At 66.8% G+C, this 16356-nt stretch carries 10 protein-coding genes and 2 pseudogenes; 5 read left to right on the forward strand and 7 right to left on the reverse strand.

The features are described from left to right. Positions 1–108: 108 nt before the first annotated feature. The 3 genes from E6R18_RS12435 to E6R18_RS12445 form a co-directional block, all read right to left on the reverse strand. Positions 109–1296 carry a serine/threonine-protein kinase gene (locus E6R18_RS12435; RefSeq protein WP_136316955.1) on the reverse strand — a complete coding sequence of 396 codons (1188 nt, stop codon included), beginning with the start codon at positions 1294–1296 and terminating at the stop codon, positions 109–111. A 145-nt stretch (positions 1297–1441) separates the two neighbouring features. Further along, on the reverse strand, positions 1442–2479 hold the full coding sequence (locus tag E6R18_RS12440) for a CBS domain-containing protein (protein ID WP_240799706.1): 1038 nt from the start codon (positions 2477–2479) through the stop codon (positions 1442–1444). After that, complete coding sequence (locus E6R18_RS12445) at positions 2476–4302, reverse strand: DUF262 domain-containing protein (protein ID WP_136316956.1); 1827 nt, start codon at positions 4300–4302, stop codon at positions 2476–2478. The genes E6R18_RS12440 and E6R18_RS12445 overlap by 4 nt, the downstream gene beginning before the upstream one ends. 867 nt (positions 4303–5169) lie before the next feature. Here E6R18_RS12445 and E6R18_RS12455 point away from each other — a divergent pair. Further along, positions 5170–5587, forward strand: a pseudogene (locus E6R18_RS12455) (hypothetical protein); the annotation flags it as partial. A 353-nt stretch (positions 5588–5940) separates the two neighbouring features. Then, positions 5941–7173: a restriction endonuclease gene (locus tag E6R18_RS12460; RefSeq protein WP_168712333.1), complete on the forward strand. Its 1233-nt coding sequence runs from the start codon at positions 5941–5943 to the stop codon at positions 7171–7173. 207 nt (positions 7174–7380) lie between these two features. On the opposite strand, the gene E6R18_RS12465 is transcribed toward E6R18_RS12460, so the two are convergent. Further along, positions 7381–9498: an RNA-directed DNA polymerase gene (locus tag E6R18_RS12465; RefSeq protein ID WP_168712334.1), complete on the reverse strand. Its 2118-nt coding sequence runs from the start codon at positions 9496–9498 to the stop codon at positions 7381–7383. Positions 9499–10549: 1051 nt separating this feature from the next. Here E6R18_RS12465 and E6R18_RS12475 point away from each other — a divergent pair. The 3 genes from E6R18_RS12475 to E6R18_RS12485 all read left to right on the forward strand — a co-directional run bounded on the left by E6R18_RS12475 (position 10550) and on the right by E6R18_RS12485 (position 14250). Then, on the forward strand, positions 10550–11692 hold the full coding sequence (locus tag E6R18_RS12475; RefSeq protein WP_240799707.1) for a hypothetical protein: 1143 nt from the start codon (positions 10550–10552) through the stop codon (positions 11690–11692). Between the two features lie 907 nt (positions 11693–12599). Next, entirely contained in the window at positions 12600–13733 is a 1134-nt protein-coding gene (locus E6R18_RS12480; protein ID WP_136316959.1) for an FAD-dependent monooxygenase, read from the forward strand. Positions 13734–13773: 40 nt separating this feature from the next. After that, the gene (locus E6R18_RS12485; RefSeq protein WP_240799708.1) at positions 13774–14250 is read left to right on the forward strand and encodes a MarR family transcriptional regulator; all 477 of its coding nucleotides are present in this window, start codon (positions 13774–13776) and stop codon (positions 14248–14250) included. Between the two features lie 229 nt (positions 14251–14479). Here E6R18_RS12485 and E6R18_RS35365 read toward each other — a convergent pair. The 3 genes and pseudogenes from E6R18_RS35365 to E6R18_RS12495 form a co-directional block, all read right to left on the reverse strand. Then, positions 14480–14628: pseudogene (locus tag E6R18_RS35365) on the reverse strand (IS5/IS1182 family transposase); the annotation flags it as partial. A gap of 118 nt (positions 14629–14746) precedes the next feature. Next, positions 14747–15955 (reverse strand): DUF3500 domain-containing protein, encoded by a 1209-nt coding sequence (locus tag E6R18_RS12490; RefSeq protein WP_136316960.1) that lies wholly within the window; start codon positions 15953–15955, stop codon positions 14747–14749. 10 nt (positions 15956–15965) lie between these two features. Continuing rightward, positions 15966–16352, reverse strand: a complete 387-nt coding sequence (locus E6R18_RS12495; protein ID WP_136316961.1) for a Rid family hydrolase — start codon at positions 16350–16352, stop codon at positions 15966–15968. Positions 16353–16356 lie beyond the last annotated feature (4 nt).

The following is a 16356-nucleotide window of genomic DNA, read 5'->3' on the forward strand; positions in this document are numbered from 1 at the left end:
TGCACTCCGGAGAAGCCCGGAGGTGAGGTAAGACGACTCGACCGTTTGCCGTTGTTTTTCCGCGGTGCACTGGCATTGCTCCGGCGGACGATGTTCCTGATAGCCGAGCTACAGCGCGGACTGCATCGCGTACCGCTTCCGCAAGTCCTCGGAAACTGCCAGAGAGGCCGGCTTCCGACCTTGCCTCTGCTTCTGGGCCGGCGGCTCCGGATCGGGAGTTTTCTCGACTTCCCGCACGATGTCTTGCGTGGGATCGGCAGGCGCCTCAGCGCCGGCGCCTTCTGAGGCCGGGAGAGGACGGTCGAGCGGGCTGTCCTGGTCGTCCTCGTCCGCAGTGCCGGTCTCGCCGACCGGGGCCGCGAACTGTTCGATGCGCTCCCACACCGAGGAGGACGGGCCGTTTTCCTGCGTCGCGCGGGCACCGTCCTCGGAGGAAGGCGTCGCGCTTACCAGTGCATGGCGGGCTTGCGCCGCCGACAGCCCCGCATCCTCTACGAGGGCCACACACTGCCGGGTCACCTCGGCCAGCATGGGACGGTCAGCCGGCGCGTAGGCGAGCATCGCTGTGATCAGCGGGCGGAGAGCATCAGGCAGTCCGGCCAGATCGGGGGACTGCTCCTCGTCCGCCACCTGAGTGGCGATTCCGAGCCAGTCCGCGCCCTCGTACGGGTAGTGTCCGGTCGCCGCATAGAGCAGCACCGTGCCGAGCCCGTACACGTCGGCAGGTTCTTTCGGCTTGGTGCGGGCGAGCGCTTGCTCGGGAGGTATGCACCGAATGGTGCCGATGATCATCCCGGCCTGCGTCAAGTTGTCCTTGTCAGCGTCAACAAAGGCCCCGAGACCGAAATCGATCAAGATCGGACCGTACTCGCTGAGCATCACGTTCTGCGGTTTGAGGTCGCGGTGGAGCAGGCCCACCTTATGAACTGCTTCGAGCCCTTCGGCGAGCAGCGCGCCGAGGCTAGCGACGAGCGGGGTAGGGAGCGTGCCCCGGCTTTGTACTTGCTCGTGAACCGTATGTCCTGGGACGTACTCGACGGCCATCCAGGGCTGCTCGGCGTACGGATCGGCATCGAGGAAGCGTGCCACTCGGTTCGTACCCACGACCGTTCGCGCGATGAGCGCTTCCTTCTCGAATCGGGCGCGCGTGGCCTGGTCGAGGCGATCCCGTCGAATCACCTTCACCGCGACCGGGTCCCCGCCGGGCGAATAGGCCAGATAGACCTCTCCCATGCCCCCCGAGCCCAGCTCGCGCTCGACCACATAGCGGCCGATCTGCGCGGGCACCTCTGCCATTTTCTCTGCGTCACCCTCTCGCGACCGCGTACCGTGTTGCACCATCACCGAAGGTCACCTTATCCCTGCGGCTACGGGGACAGGGTGGGTTTCTGGCCCTTGACGTGCGCAGACGTCAAGGGCGGACGCGTCACTCCGGCGGGAGTCAGCGAACGTACTCACGAAGCAGGTCAGCAAACGCCGTCAACTCGCGCAGGTCCTGCCGGGGCAGCGGTTCCGTATCGAAGTGAGCAACTCGATTCCGGATGTCCTTAACGCGTTCGAGGTGGTGAACGAACTGTCCTCGGTCGAGCGTCGGATGGCCGATGGCAGCCCAGTTCCGGTCCGCCTGTTCGGCGAGCTGTTGCTTCTTCTGGTTGCCGTCGAGCAGGTGGACGTAGTCGCCGAACGTAAGATCCTGAATACTTCCCGTTCGGTCCTCGGCCTTCCGGTTGCCCTGAACCGCCACGATTGCGCTGGTATCCAACGCCTCGCCCAGCCATCGCCGCAGCAGTGACTCGATCTCGCCGAGAAGGAAGAAGGGGCGCGCGGTGTACTGGAAGCGTCGGACGATCTCGCGATAGGTCACGATGCCTGTGAGTTCCCCTTCCTGGTCCCGTACCAGCAGATAGCCGTGGTCGGTGAGTTGCGGCAGGCAGCTGAAGAGGTCCTCGCGACTGTCGAACACCGGCAAGGACTCCTGTTGCATGGCGTTCTCCAGCGTCACTTCCTTTCCGTTTTCGTACATGAGTGCGAGGGAGCGCCAGGTGACGATGCCGTGCAGTCTGGTCCTGTTGCTGGTCACCGGGATTTGCGCGATCCCCTTGTGCCGCATGAGGTAGGTGGCCTCGAATAGCTGGGCGCCGAAGGGTACGCAGACCACGCCGCCGGATGCGGACGGAAGATCGCCGATGAGTAGACGCTGCGGCAGCATCCCAGGGGGGAGCGGCTCCGGAATCTCGTCGTCTGCGGGCTCCGGCAGGGAGGGCGCTGCGGTTAGTTCCACAAGGCGTACGCTGCTCCGGGCAGGGCAGGTCGAGAAGTCGGGCAAAGTCGTCAAGCCGACGTCGGCAAGCGCCTTACTGATTTCGTGGACGATCGCATTCCGGCGTGTACGCACAGCGAAGAGGTCCAAGAGCGCCTCAAGTTGTACCTCTACGCCTTTGAGCTCGATCAGCTTCTGCGATCCCGGCTTCCTGATCAACGGTCGGCCTCCACGTCCGCTGCGTCACGAACGACGGTGGTCCGCTTCCCCATGGCCTGATACACGAGTTCTTCGAGGGCCGCGGCACGGGACTCGAAGAACGCCACGTAGTCGTTCGCCCGGAGAGCCTTGGGGTCGACGAGGTGAGTCAGAAGTACGTCGTCGAACCACTCCGGGCGCAGGTCGGCGGCGGCTGCCAAGGACTCCACGTAGGCGGCGGGCGCTCCGATGAGGGATTGAGAGGCGCGCAATGACAAGGGGGTCTTGTTGACGATGGAGGTCGCCGGATACGTATCGTCCAGATTCTTGCGCAACCAGCTTCGGGGGAAGACCTGGTGGACATCCACCCCGTACTCCATGAGCCGACCAGGAACCAGCGGAGCCTCTGCGTAGTGCCAGTCCACCGCCCCTTGCTTGACCAGGAGGGCGTAAATTCCCTTGTACGCAGCACTGTTCCGTGTCTTGAGCGTATGCAGGCGGTCGGGGAAGAAGTATGCGTCGGTGACCGTGTCGGGGGCGGCCTCATCCCGGCGGATCCAGGCGACCAGTTGCTCGACGTCGCGGGTGAACCGCGTCTCGGTTGAGCCCCCGTACATCTCACCGAGGACGCCGCACCAATACCACTGCTCGATCTTCCGAATCGCTTCCGGAGTGTCGGTTTCGTCACCGAGGATGGCCCGGACCGCCGCCAGCGGAACGAGTTGGGTGCGGTACGGCAGGTCGGCCACATGGACGATGCACTGGGTGAACAGGAATCCGCCTGTCCACTCGAAGGCGTCCTTCAAGCGCAGGGACAGCCCCTCGAAGTCGCCCAGAGGGAGCTCCAGGAGGTCGCGTCGCTTACAGGAGACGCCTACCGAGGGATCCTGCTGCTTGCGATTCCAGGTCCGTACAAGGGCCACGGACTGAAGGAAATCGCTATTGCTGAGGCCGTCGTCGAGGTCTACTTCGAGGCGGCCGAGCGCAGGATACCGCTCCGCTACATGTTCCTTGATCGAGCGCCAAGCGGAGGGGAGGTCGTAGTAAGCACCCGTGCGGCTCGTGTACGCGCGGTTGCCCGCATACGTCGCGGTCAGCAGCTCGAAGACGTTGAGCGGTACACCGCCCGTGTTGACCCGCTCGAAGACCGCGCAGACAGCGTCCATAGACGTCGAAGACGACAGGTTGATCATTGGAACCTGGAACGACCGGACCGGGTGGAGCACCTTGTCCTCGAAGTCTGACCACAGTCGGAAGTTCCGCGCTTCGTCGGCCTTCTCGTACTCGCGGCGCCAGGCGTTGACCTGCTGCGTGTCGAACACGATCCGCAACGGGAAAAGACCGGCGGCGCACTCACCCGTCGTATCGGTGAGATCGTGCACGACGGTGCGTCCGAAGTCCCGACGTAGCATCCGATCCTCCGGCACTGAGACGATCGCCTCGTCCCGGTCGGAGGGGGAGCCTGTGGCCTTCGCGATATCCACGTAGTACCAGCGGCTCACCGGCTTACCCCGCGAATTCACCGTGAGTACCGGGACGTCTGAGACATACAGCGCCTGGAAGAGCGACGTCAGCCGCTGCTGGCCGTCCAGGAGTAACAAGCTTGGTTCGCGCTCCGCGCCGGCCTCGGCGCCAGTGAGCGGCCGGGTGCGGAACGGGGATTCCCCACCGGTCTCCAGCGTCATCGTGACGCCCAGTGGATAGTCGAGCGTCACCGTCGCGATGATGGCCCGGATGCGATCGTCGTCCCACTTCCATTCCCTCTGAAAATCGGGAAGTTGAAGGCGCCCGGAGGCGACGTCACGGAGGAGATTCTTCAGGTTTGCGCTGTCAAGCCCTGCCACGTTCCCGTACTCCGCCCTCGCGAATCATGCGAACGAGGCATTCCATCAAGAGATCGATGAGACGTCAACGCCAAGGTGACGCCATGTCAGGTTCCGGCCATCGACCCGAGTGTGAGGCACTCAGGTTCGCGCGGAGGCCGCGGCGGCGCGAACCAGCACCTCGGCATGTCATCGGCGGATCTTCGGCAGGTCGACTCGATCTCCAGCAACGCGGTCCGTGGCGCATCAGAAGGACCGGCCGCGATCAGTGGTGCTTTCGACGCCCGGTGTGACGTCCTTCGTCCAGCGGACGGTCGACTGCCTCCTTGGCGCCCGTGCCGTACAACCAGCCTTCCTCGCGCTGCTGGATCAGGTCACTGGCATGGAGACTGTTGTGCCCAGGCGCTGATCCGGGCCCGTTCGCTCCAACCTCCGGCGTCAGCTCCTGCGGGAAACGCTCCAGGGCCTCACGGTCCCGAGTGCCCCCGTCGAGGCCGCCACCGTCCACGGCTGGGTTCTGCGCCACTTCGGCTACGGCGCACCGCGTACCCAGGACGGCTGGTTCGACTGGACGGCCCTCACCGGCCAGGCCGCCGGGACGCTCGGCACATACGACGAGACCATGCCCCATCTTGTCGTCGACGAAGGCCAGGACCTGTCGCCCGGCTTCTACCGGCTGGTCCGTATCGCCGCCGTATCCGTCACGGTCTTCGCCGACGACTGTCAGCGCCTCACGGAAACGAACTCCACCCTCAACGAGATCACCGACGCTCTCGGCCGCTCCACGGGACGCGTCGAGATTGCGCGGAACCACCGCAACAGCCGCGAGATCGCCTCCCTCGCCGAACACTTCCCCACAGGCGGCACCCGACCCGAAATCCCCTTCCGTATCGCATGGTGGTCCCGGCGAAGGTCGCCGCCCAGTTCGGGCAGGGCATCGTCCGCCCGATGGTGCCGAAGGGGGCGGTCGGGCGGTATCTACGGTGAGCTCGTGAATTCGACGGGCAGGATCGCTTCCAAAGCGAGATGCGTGCCGGTCGGAGGCGCGGCAGCGGCGGGCACAGTCGGCGGGGCCGGTGCGACCGCCGGTGCCGCGGCCGCCGGTGGCACGGCGCTCACCGTGGCCGCTCCGCTCGTGCTCATGGCCGTGGCGGTGGGAGTGAGCGCGCACGCCGACCCGCAGGCGCCAACAGGCCATCGAACACATCACGGAATGCTTGAGCGACTTCAGGAGGAGAAGCTCGACGACGAGCGCAGCACACTCGACGGCTGCCGTGGCGCCATCGACAAAGCCACGGCCACCGTTGCCGGCGTAGACGTATCGGTGTGTTCGGCAATGCGCGCAGGGCGCTGTCGCCCCAAAACGCCGATCAGTAGCGGCGGGCAGCCGGACCGGGACCGTGGTGGGTGCCGCGCAGGGTACTGAAGGCGTTGTCGTGATCGAAGGCTGCCTCGATCCACAGCGCGCAGGATGGTGGTCGTCCAGGGCAGGCGGGCCAGGACCTCACTGGGACTCAGGAGCGGCAGGCAGAGGCTGGCGTACCCGGTGACGACCGGGTTGGGTTCGAGAATTTGCCGAATTCGTGGTGCACTCCGCACCGGGAGCTAGGTTGCGCACCGGAACCCTCAGCTTGCACGGATGAGTTGATGCAAGATGGCATGGTGTCAAGTATCCGCAGCGACCCTCGTACCTCCGCTGCTGTCCGCGGCAGCGGCTGGGTAGGCAACTCACCACAGGCCGAGCAGTTGCTGACGCATCTGGCGCCCGGTGAGCGGGTCGAGTCGCTCTTTACCACTCTCCGGTTCCACGGCGCGCTGACCGGTCAGCGTCTCCTCCTGTGGCGGGGCACCTTCAAGGTGGAACACATGGAACTGCGCCGTCCCCTCACCGTCCTGGGGAGTGGGAGTCAGTCGCGGTTCGGCGAGGCGGTCGTGCTCGACGGCCCAGAGGGGGTGATGGAGCTTAAGCCCCTTTCGCCGGGGGTGGCCCGTGTTTTGATCGACGCCGGTCGGCCTGGCGATGAGGACGGCCCGGGCACTCCTCCGTACCTCGCGCAGGGCGACAGCGACGCCTCCGGGATTCCCCGAGCACACCCGGGGAATCCCGGCCGGGCATCCACACCTCCGAAAGCGAAGGAATGCACCGGCTCACAGGAGAGGGTGTTCCGCGCGAGAGCCATCCGCACATGGCAGGACGCCGAGCTCGCCGCCGTCGACCACATGCGCAGTATCGGCTTCGCCGAGGCACAGGTGACAGGTTCCGGCGCGGACGGGGGTATCGACGTGATCGCCCACGATGCCATTGCGCAGGTGAAGCACTACGGTCAGCCGATCGGTGTCGGCCCCCTCCGAGAACTGCGGGGGGTGGCGGACGCGCACCATCACCTGCTGTTCTACGCGTCCGGCGGCTATACGGCCAGTGCCCTGAAGTTCGCGGACGAGAGGGGGATCGCGCTGTTCTCCCTCCTGGAGCTTGGCCACATCACTCCAGTGAACGCGGCAGCGTCTCGGCTGTCTGCTCGCCAGGACCGGACCGCCGGGTGGAGCCGGATGACGCCCTGCGAGAGTCAAGTGGCTTCCGGGCGCGGGCAGTCCCCGAACTCGCGCGCGATCCAACGCGCCGCTGAGCTGGAGGCCCAGCGCCAGACCGTGCGCCGCCTGATCACTAGCGTCCGTGCGCAGACGAGTGTGGTTCACGCGCTGCCGTCCAACCGGTATACCAAGGACCGCATCAAGACACTGAACGCAGCGCACAAACTGACGGAGCGAGCGGAAGTCCTCCTGGCCAAGTCGCAGGCGGACTTCCAGACCCACGGCGGCCGGAAGCGACTCATCGCCATGGCCGACGAGAAGGCCCGCGAAGCTGCCCTGAAGCTGGGGATGCGTGTCTGAGGGCACGGCAGGCAGGAGACTCTGTCGTTCTCATGGTCCATCCGGGGCTCGGCCGGGAGACCGTTCCTGATGCGGAGCTTGAGTCCCACCGGGCATGGAGGCTCTGCTGCTGCGGCAGATCTGGCGCTACCGGCGGCGAGTGGACGGTTGATCCGACGACCGAGACCGAACTCGCAGAGGTTCGACGCATTCAGGTGGGTACCCTGATCACTTCTTCGATTTCTGGAGCCTGGTGGCAGGGACGCGTTTCCTCCCCATCTCGATGATCAGGCCGGCGGCCTTGAACGTGAGGTTGAGGGCGACGCTGTTGGGGACCTGCTGGTCGGGGCCGAGGTGTCCGGTGATGTAGTTGCCCATCTGGACATCCGGGTCCAGCCGCCTGAGGACCATGTAGGCGATGGACTCGGCCTCGACCTCGTTGCGGGCATGGGCCGTGGCGCGTTCCTCGTCCGAGCGGGGCCGCAACCGACGGTCGGGCCAGGTCTCCCCAGGACCTGCGCCGAGGTGTCCGCAGAACAGGTGCCCGAGCTCGTGGGCCAGCGTGGCGTACCGGTCCAGCAGGGGCAGATTCCGGTTGACCTCAATCTCGAACAGCGTCGGGTACGTCTCCGGTCGATCCCCGGGCCTGCTGCCAGGACGCCCGACGAAACCGCCGGACCTGCTCGGGTACGTGCGCCCGCAGGAGGAGGCCGCGTGGTCGACCAAGGTCAGCCGGATTCCCAGGGGCGCCAGGTTCGACTCCGTGTGGTGCCAGACCTCAGCGACTTCCTTCTCACCGGCCCGCGATGACACCGACACAGGGGAGGTGACCTCCTTGGGCAGCGCCCGGGCTCCCGGCAGGGCTTCTGTGTCCCCGACGTCGTACACGAGCATGTAGGGCCCCCGGGGCTGGAAGATCAACAGCGGTTGGGCGCCGGGTCTGAGTACCCGCCGGTACTTCGACTTCCACTCCGAGGAGGACAGGACGTAACGCGCGCCCGGCCTCTGGATGTGGACCACCATCGCATTGAACGGGGCGTACCGTTTGAAGCGTCCGACGAACTCGAGCATCTGCACGTAGTCGGCGGACGAGCGATAGCGCTGGGCACCTCGGACGAGATCGTCGATCGACGCCTTGGCCAGGTCCGCCTGAGAGACCTCGACCTCCTCGTCCCAAGGAAGATCCAGCCCGTACTGCGCGATCACCGGTTCTTCGTGTTCCAGCGGAATCTCACGCAGCCGCTTCCAGGTCGCGAGCTGTTCTCCGGCCCAGCCGGGTTCGACCATGTGCGCGAAGGACAGCAGCCCGGTGACATGAGCGTCCAGCTCGGCCAGATCTCCGAACTTCTGATGATGGCAATGCTGCACGACACCGAACGACGCGGCTCCTCGCACATGCATGGTGATGCGGCGCTTGTACGCGCGCGTCAGGCGAGGAGTGGGGCCGTCGACGACGATGCCCAGTACGCTCCGGCGAGCACCGGGGCGAGCCACATAGGTCTTCTTCGCGTTGAGTCTCATGCCCAGCGGTTCCAGGACCCCCTTCACCTCGGCGACGAGACGGTCCACGCGGTCGTGGGGCACGGGACCACGGCTGGAGAAGTACATGTCGTCGCTGTAGCGGGTGTAGCGCAACCCCAAGGACTCGGCCCGGTGCGAGACGACCTCGTCGACGTCGCGCATGACGATGTTCGAAAGATACCCACTGGTGGGAGCGCCCTGCGGCAGGAAGCCCTCGCGGGTGTGCTTGTGGACCAGGGCGGGCCGGCGGACGGAGAAGTGCTGCCCGGTGGTCTCCAGGTACACGTCGCGGTGCCCGGTGCCACGGTTCGTCCAGGTCTGGTTCGACGCAGGCGGTGACACGGTGACCAGCCGGGCCGTGGTGTACGCACCGAGGGTGCGGCCGACACGGCGCAGGCCGATCTCCGGGCAGCCGTCGTCGTCCCCCACGAGTTCGATCCGGTACTCAGGTCCCGCCGTGCGGGGCCACGCGTCCTTCAGGGCCGCGTGGACATGCCGCTCCCGGATGCTTCCGAAGAAGTCGGCGATGTCCAGGCGGATCACGGTGTGGGCCCGCAGATGGACTGCCGCGCAGTCCATGACCGAGCGGCCCCGTCGATACGCGAACGCTGCCGGGTGTGGCTGGAACCTGGCTGGAAGAGTGCCCAGACGGGCCAGGATCTCCTGCTGCACGCACGACAATCGGGGGATGGGGGCGTGCAAGGTCCGAAGTCCGCCACGAGGTTTGGGTATCCGGTGCTCGGTGTACGGGTAGATCGAGCCGCTGACCACCGCCTGGAGGAACTCCGCGGGGCTGAGATCCGCGAAGTCGTCTGCCGTCGTCATCGAACCGCCCCGTCCCCCGTCGGTGAGACGCAGCCGACGAGCCTCACCTTGAGCTGTTCCACCGCCCCTGCACGGGCGGCCGCTGTATCCCTCCGCCACCCTGTGACAAGCACAGGGCTCGACCCCAAGCATCCGGTGTGATCAGCACCCGGACGTCAGGACCGGAGGGCCCATCGCAAGGGATGGGTTCCTGAGACCCGTCGACTGCGCTGAGGAAGATCGTAGCTGCCCGACGTATCGAACCCACCGGTTCAGGTCACCTGACGGCGCACCGAACCTGCCGGCCCTACTGCAGCGTTGGGCAGGAGGAAGGCCGTCAGTGGTCGTGAGCTCGGAGGGCTTCGTAGATACGCGTTGCTGGTCTTGTCGTCCGAGCAGCAAACCCCACCAGGCGTGGCCACACACTGTTCAAGGCGCCAACAACTCGGCCCGGACGGACTTGCTGCCGGGTGGGTGGGGGACGCATTCCCACCGGTCGGAGAGAACGGCGACGAGCAGCAGGCCACGTCCGCCGGTGCGGTCGGCGTGACACGACCGATATCGGACGTCGCGAGGCCACTTCGGCGACAACCCTCCGTGAAGGCTGATGGGCACTCAGACGCCTCTGACGTACCGTCACCCATTCAAGATCATCTTGCACGTGCGTTGCACAAGGTGCTGAAAAACAACAGTGATCAGTGGAGGGCTGTGAAGGTATATATCCGCAGGTCAGCTGGCGTGTTGCGGTGTCGTGCCCCTTGCCCTCAAGGGGCACGACACCCCGCCCGTCAGATATCCCGGAAGAGACCAGCTAGTGCGGCGACCTGCCGCGATGAGCGGTTGGCGGCCGCTGACCTGCGCGAATGACCCTTCGGCCATTTCACGTTCGTGCCGCTTGATGGGGCCGGAAGACCCAGAAAAGTCCCAGGGGACTCCCAGGGCTGCCGGGCGCCTTTCGGCTCTGTACGGCAGTACGGGTTCGTCGAACCGCCTCGTTTCCAGCGCGGGCGGTGGAGCCTGGATGTCGAGTGGCTGGCGCTCGGCCGATACCTTGCGGGATGGTGGGGTCCTGATGATCGACGACGATTCTGCGGTCGCTGATGGCAGTGAGCCGGCAGCGACCGCTAACCCTCGGACGCCGTACAATGAGAGGCCCGTCGCGCGGGCCCGGCGGGCGAAGGCTCATGAGCTGATCGAGCGGCTCGTCGCCGAGGGCCGCGTTCGGATCACCGACCCTGATGACGACGAGGTCACGGAGTGGCGGCGTGTCGTCAACTACGCGAAACGGCACGGCCTGGAACCAGCGGGCAAGCGCATCGAGAAGGTTCCGTACGGTGGGCCGGGGCTGGAGCTGTTTCTTGCGGATGGCCCGCACCCCAATGCGCGGAGTCAACGGCCGAAGGAAGGCGGGGATCCGGTTCCCGTTCCCTCACGGCTGGGGAGCCTCCATCCGATCGTGACCGCGCTCAAAGACGACGAGCGCCGGCTCGTGATGCCGTCCGGGCTCCGCCGAAGGTCGCTTCTTCTGCTGCAGGGACTGTCGGCTGAAGCGGTCCGGCGAGGGTACGAGGTGCGGAAGGCCCACTCGTTCTTCCACCCACGCGAGGGTGGAGTGGACATTGCTGTCGACGGCCTCCCTTACACCGTCAGTGTCAGGCAGGAGTTCCCGCAGTCCACGGATCCCGACCGCTCCTCTCGCCTCGTCGTGGAGCTCGCTCATGGCCTGACCGACCGGCCCGGCCGCTGGCGAGATCGGAAGACCCGGGCGCTCGAAGAGGCCCTGGACGCGGTCCTTGGAGAGATCGAGGTACGAGCGGCACAGGAAGCTCGGCGCAGGCAGGACGAGCAGCAGGCCGTTATGGAACGCGAAGTCCGCTGGCGAGCCGCGATGAAGGTGGCGAAGGAACAGGCTGTTCGAGAACAACTTGCCCAGGCCCTACGGCAAGAGGCCGGGCGCTGGCAGGAGTCTGCTGCCCTCAGTGCGTACTGCACGGCATTGGAACGTCGTATTGGCGAGCTTCACGGAGTCGTGGACGAACCGACTTTGAGCCAAGCCCGTCGCTGGCTGGGGTGGGCAAGGGCGTACGTGAGGTCGATTGACCCCTTGAGTGAGCTTCCGAAGATGCCGGATGCACGCGAACCCACGCCGGAGGAACTCAGGCCACATCTCAGCGGATGGAGCCCTGACAGGCCGGAACGGCGGGGCGGTCGGTGACGCGCGCATGAGCAGGTCGCCGACCTGCTGCCGGTGACGTCGCACGTGGAGTGCGTGCGTGAAGTGCGTGGTGATCTTGGAGCCTGCAGCGAGGGGGCTCTGACCTGCTGTTTCCCTGGATTGCTAAAGATCGCCGGTGGTTCCTCGGCCTGTTCTCCAAGGCGCCCACCACCCGCCGCCGCGTCAAAAGGGGCGGCCGCTACGGCACATCAGAGCGAAAGACCATGGGTGAGACTGCGCGCCCGCCTGGTGGAGGTGGTGCAGAAGGTGAGGCGCTCGGTTGCTCCGTGGAGGCTTCACCACCAAGACCCGCCAGTGCCGACGGGCGTCGCCGCGTGCTTTCACTGCTGCTGCTGACGGCGGGCAGGCGGGCGGACTGCACGCGGTTTGAGCCGGTCAGGCAGTAAGCCGAGAAGGCAGGTCAGGCCATCGGCACCACCGAGAAACACAGGTCAGCGGCCCTTGTGTGCCTACCGGCCGCGGAGAGTGCTCGTCTCCCGAGTCGACTCGGGAGACGAGCACCTGTAGTAGACGGGCCTGTTTCGAAATGCTTGTACTCGCCGGCCTTTGCGGCGACGGATACGGGCCCGCAGTATCGGCCGTGGAAGAGGACGGCGGGCGCGGATGCGTCGCCCCGCTTCGCCTGGCTCGCGTGATGCGCCCCTTGGTCCGGCCGCCGCTTGAGAGCGGCTTCTGCCCACTCGCAGGCTTCCTGGCCGGCGTCCCCTGGTTCTTGGCGTGGGGCGCCGTCAGGGGGGTTGCGACGGCGAGGCGAGGAGGTCCCGGGAGGGGTTTGAAACCCGTCTCATCAGAACCATTGACGAAAATATATATACCTTCGTATATTCCTTGTGGCGTGCGCCACACCTGATCGCGGAGCTACACCGCGGAGCCGAAGGGAATTGCTATGAGCCGAGGTTCGATCCTGATTGTCGGTGGAGGCATTGGCGGTCTCGCGACAGCTATCGCCGTCCAGCAGAAGGGCTACGACGCGACGGTCGTCGAGCTCCACTCCGACGTCCACTCGTCTGTCTACGGCGTCGGCATCATCCAGCCGATGAACGCTCTGCGGGCGCTCGACATGATCGGCTGCGCCCAGGACTGCATCGCGGCCGGCTACCCGGCCAAGCGCTGGGGTGGTCTCTACTCGACCGACGGCACCTTCATCAAGGAGATGCCGGGCACGCCCGTTCCCGGTGTCGACCTGCCTCCGATGAACGGCCTCACCCGTCCGAAGCTGCACGAGATCCTGACCTCTCGCGCCGTCGAGGCGGGCGTGACCATCCGTTACTCGACGACCTTCGTGGAACTCAAGGACGACGGTGCCGGCGTCGACGTCAGCTTCACCGACGAATCCACCGGTCGCTTCGACATCGTCGTCGGTGCCGACGGCGTCTACTCCAAGACCCGCGGCTACGTCGTCGAGGGCGAGGTCGCGCCCTACTACATCGGCCAGTCGGCCTACCGCGTCAACATCCCGCTCCTGCCCGAGATCGACAGCATCATCCTCCAGGCCGGCCCCGAGGGCATGGCCGGTCTCGTCCCGATCGGCAAGGACCTGGCCTACCTCTTCTACAACGCCCACATGGAGAAGCAGGCGCCTGACTCGGGCATGGACAGTGCCGAGAAACTGCGCGAGTACCTCGCGCCGTTCGGGGGCTTCATGGGTCGCATCCGCGACGAGTTCATCACCGACGACTGCGACATCGTGCTGCGGCCGGAGGAGTCCCTGATCGTAAACGCCCCGTGGCACAAGGGCCGCATCGTCCTGATGGGCGACGCCGTCCACGCGATCACGCCGCACCTCGGACAGGGCGCCGCCCAGGCGATCGAGGACGGCGTCGTGCTCGCCGACTGCCTTGCCAAACGGGACGACATCGAGGCGGCCTTCGCGGAGTACACCGACCGCCGCTTCGAGCGCTGCAAGCTCGTCGTCGACACCTCGCTCGACATCGCGGAGTGGGAGATGGGCCGCAAGCCGGGCTTCGACAACATCGCAGCCACTGATCACGTCCTCGAGGTCATGGCCCAGCCGCTCTGAGCTGTGCCGCCGCGCGCGGCGGTTCGTTACGATGAGCGAGATGAGCCTTCCCTCTCACCAGCGTGAGCTGGCCGACGTCCTGCGCGAGCTCGGGTGGACCGTCCACCGACGGTCGCCCGAGCGTGCGGGCGTCGGCCCGATCCCGACCACCGAACTGGTACTGCTCAAGCAGGTCATCGACGCGCCGGGATCCACCGTCGGTGAGTTGGCACAGGCGCTGGGACTGCGCCAGCCCAACGTGAGCGCGGCGATCCGGGTCCTGGCCGGTCGCGGCTTCGTGGTCAAGGAGACCAGTCCCAAGGACCGTCGCATCACGCTGGTCAGGTCAACCGCACTCGGGCGCTCGGAGCACGAGGCGATCGCGGACAGCTGGGCAGGGCCGATCCAGGAGGCCCTGGAGGGGCTCAGCGCGGATCACCAGGCGGCGATCGAGCAGGCCACGGAGGCGCTGGCGGCTCTCCACGAACGCCTCCAGGCCCTCGATCCGGGCGGGGCGCAGACCGGGGCCTCGGTCTGAAGCGTGTGGCAGAAGACTGTGTCCGGGCGGGGCAGGGCCGGGTGTGCGGTGGTCCTGATGACGCGACGAGGAAGATGCTGCGCATGTGAGCGACAGCCTGGACCGCGTGATGGAGGCCGCTGCCGCGCCGCCGGCAGCCGCCGAGGATCTGTACTGCTTCATGCAGGCAAGGGCGTGTTCGACGCCGGCCCGCATCCGTCGAAGCGTCTTCGCACCGGTCGGCCGGACCGGAGACCCGCCATGCCTTTGCCTCGGCGGTGTCGCCGGGAACGGGCCGGGCCGCGGCAACCACGAGTTTCGTGTCCGCGTCGATGACGACCGCACGTTCGCCGAGCACCGGCAGGTGCGTGACGAGGCCCCGGCCTTCCGGTCGCGGACCTTCCGCACGTTCGGCGGCTTGCTCGCGCTTGCTCGCGCTTGCTCGCGCCTGGTCGCGCCAGATCGCCGGGCGGCCCGTGAGCGTCGGCCCGGCGATCGACTTTGTTTCACGCGTCGGTCAGTGCTTCACGTAGACCTCTGGGACGTACCACCCTCCGGTCTCGAGCGGGGCGTCCTCGGTCGGCCGGTTCGACACCAGCCGGCGCCGCAGGTGCCGGCCGTCCGGGCCGTGCCGCGCGTAGTGGTCGAGCAGCAGGTCGTGGCCCAGGTCGTTGTTGAGGTCACGCCAGATGGCGTGGACGTGCTGGCCGGCGGCCACCGCGTTGTCGGCCTCGACGAGCAGGTCACGCGTGGAGATCCGATAGTAGTGGGCGGTGTTCGCCTCGCGTCCGCCTGCCCAGGCGAAACGGATGTCGCACGGGTCGGCCGCGAGAATCTGTTCGCGATACTGCTGGGACAGCTCGTCGGGACCGGTCTCCACGTAGTAGAGGAGGAGGTCGCGTACGGCGTCGAGCTGATCGCCTGTCAGGTCGGCGCCGCTGATGCCCGACGGGTCGGCCTTCACGAAGCGCAGGCGCTCGCGGTCCTCGTCGGTCGTCTCGTAGCCGACGATCCCGAGGTCGACCCAGTCGGGCCATTCCTCGGCGCCGACGAGGGGAACTTGACGGGTGACGAAGTCGGCGGGCGCGACATCGTGGATGACGGCCTGCTCCTGCGCGTCAGGGGTCAGCGAATGCAGGATCGCCAGAGCCCGGCGCTCGTTCTCCCCGAGCGCGTCCAGCACGCCGGCGCCGACGGGCTGCGCGCCCATCGCGAGCGGCGTGACGGTGAGGTAACGCTGTGCAACGACCGTGTAGTTGAGGGACAGGTGGTGGCCGATGACCCGCCAGCCCCACGTGTCCTCGAAGCCGGGCCGGCCCCAGAAGCTGAACCAGTAGCCCTCGGGGTCGCGGAAGTTGCCGGCGAGGACGCCGAAGCCGCGGTCCAGCACCTCGATCTCGCGCAGCATGTTCTCCGTGGCCATCACGGAGAGCGCCTGGCTGTAGCCGCGCATGCTGAGGCCCGCCTTGAGCAGCGTGTGCGCGATGACCTTCTGGTGCCGGTCGAGCGCGTGCATCGGGATGCCCGCCCGGTCGGGCTTGGGGATGAAGTCCCAGTCGACCCGGCCCGGAGCGTCCATGTCGGGCACGATCGCCGCGGCCTTCAGGTCGGGGCGGAGCGAGTCGAGCAGCGTCCAGGTGGCGAAGAGCATCCGCTTGATGGTGACGGGTGCCTCGTAGGTCACGGGGCCGGGTGAGGAGCTGCTGGGGTCGGGCAGGTGCGTCATGGTCACTTCCTCAGTCGCTGAGCACTGCGAGCAGTTCGCAGTGGACGACGGCGCCGCGGCCGAGGCGGGCCGCGACCGCCTGCCGAGCGGGGCGGTTGGCAGGGTCGGGGAACATCGCCAGCCACTCACGGTTGAGTGCCTCGCGGTCGTCGGGGCCGGCGAGGTGGAACGTCATCTTGAGGATGTCGTCCGTCGTGCCGCCGAGTTCGGCCATCAGCGTGCGGACGTGGGCGAAGACGTGCGCGAACTGCTGGTCGGCGTCGGGCGCCATCTCGCCGGTCACCGGGTCGCGACCGGTGATGGCACCGGTCGCGACGAACGGGCCGATGCGGCTGGCGGCCGGGATCGGGTTGACGTGGCTGAACCCGGGGAGGTCGATGCTGGTGCGGATGCTCATGGCC

It is taken from the genome of Streptomyces sp. A1277, assembly GCF_004795015.1.
Classification (GTDB): Bacteria; Actinomycetota; Actinomycetes; order Streptomycetales; family Streptomycetaceae; genus Streptomyces.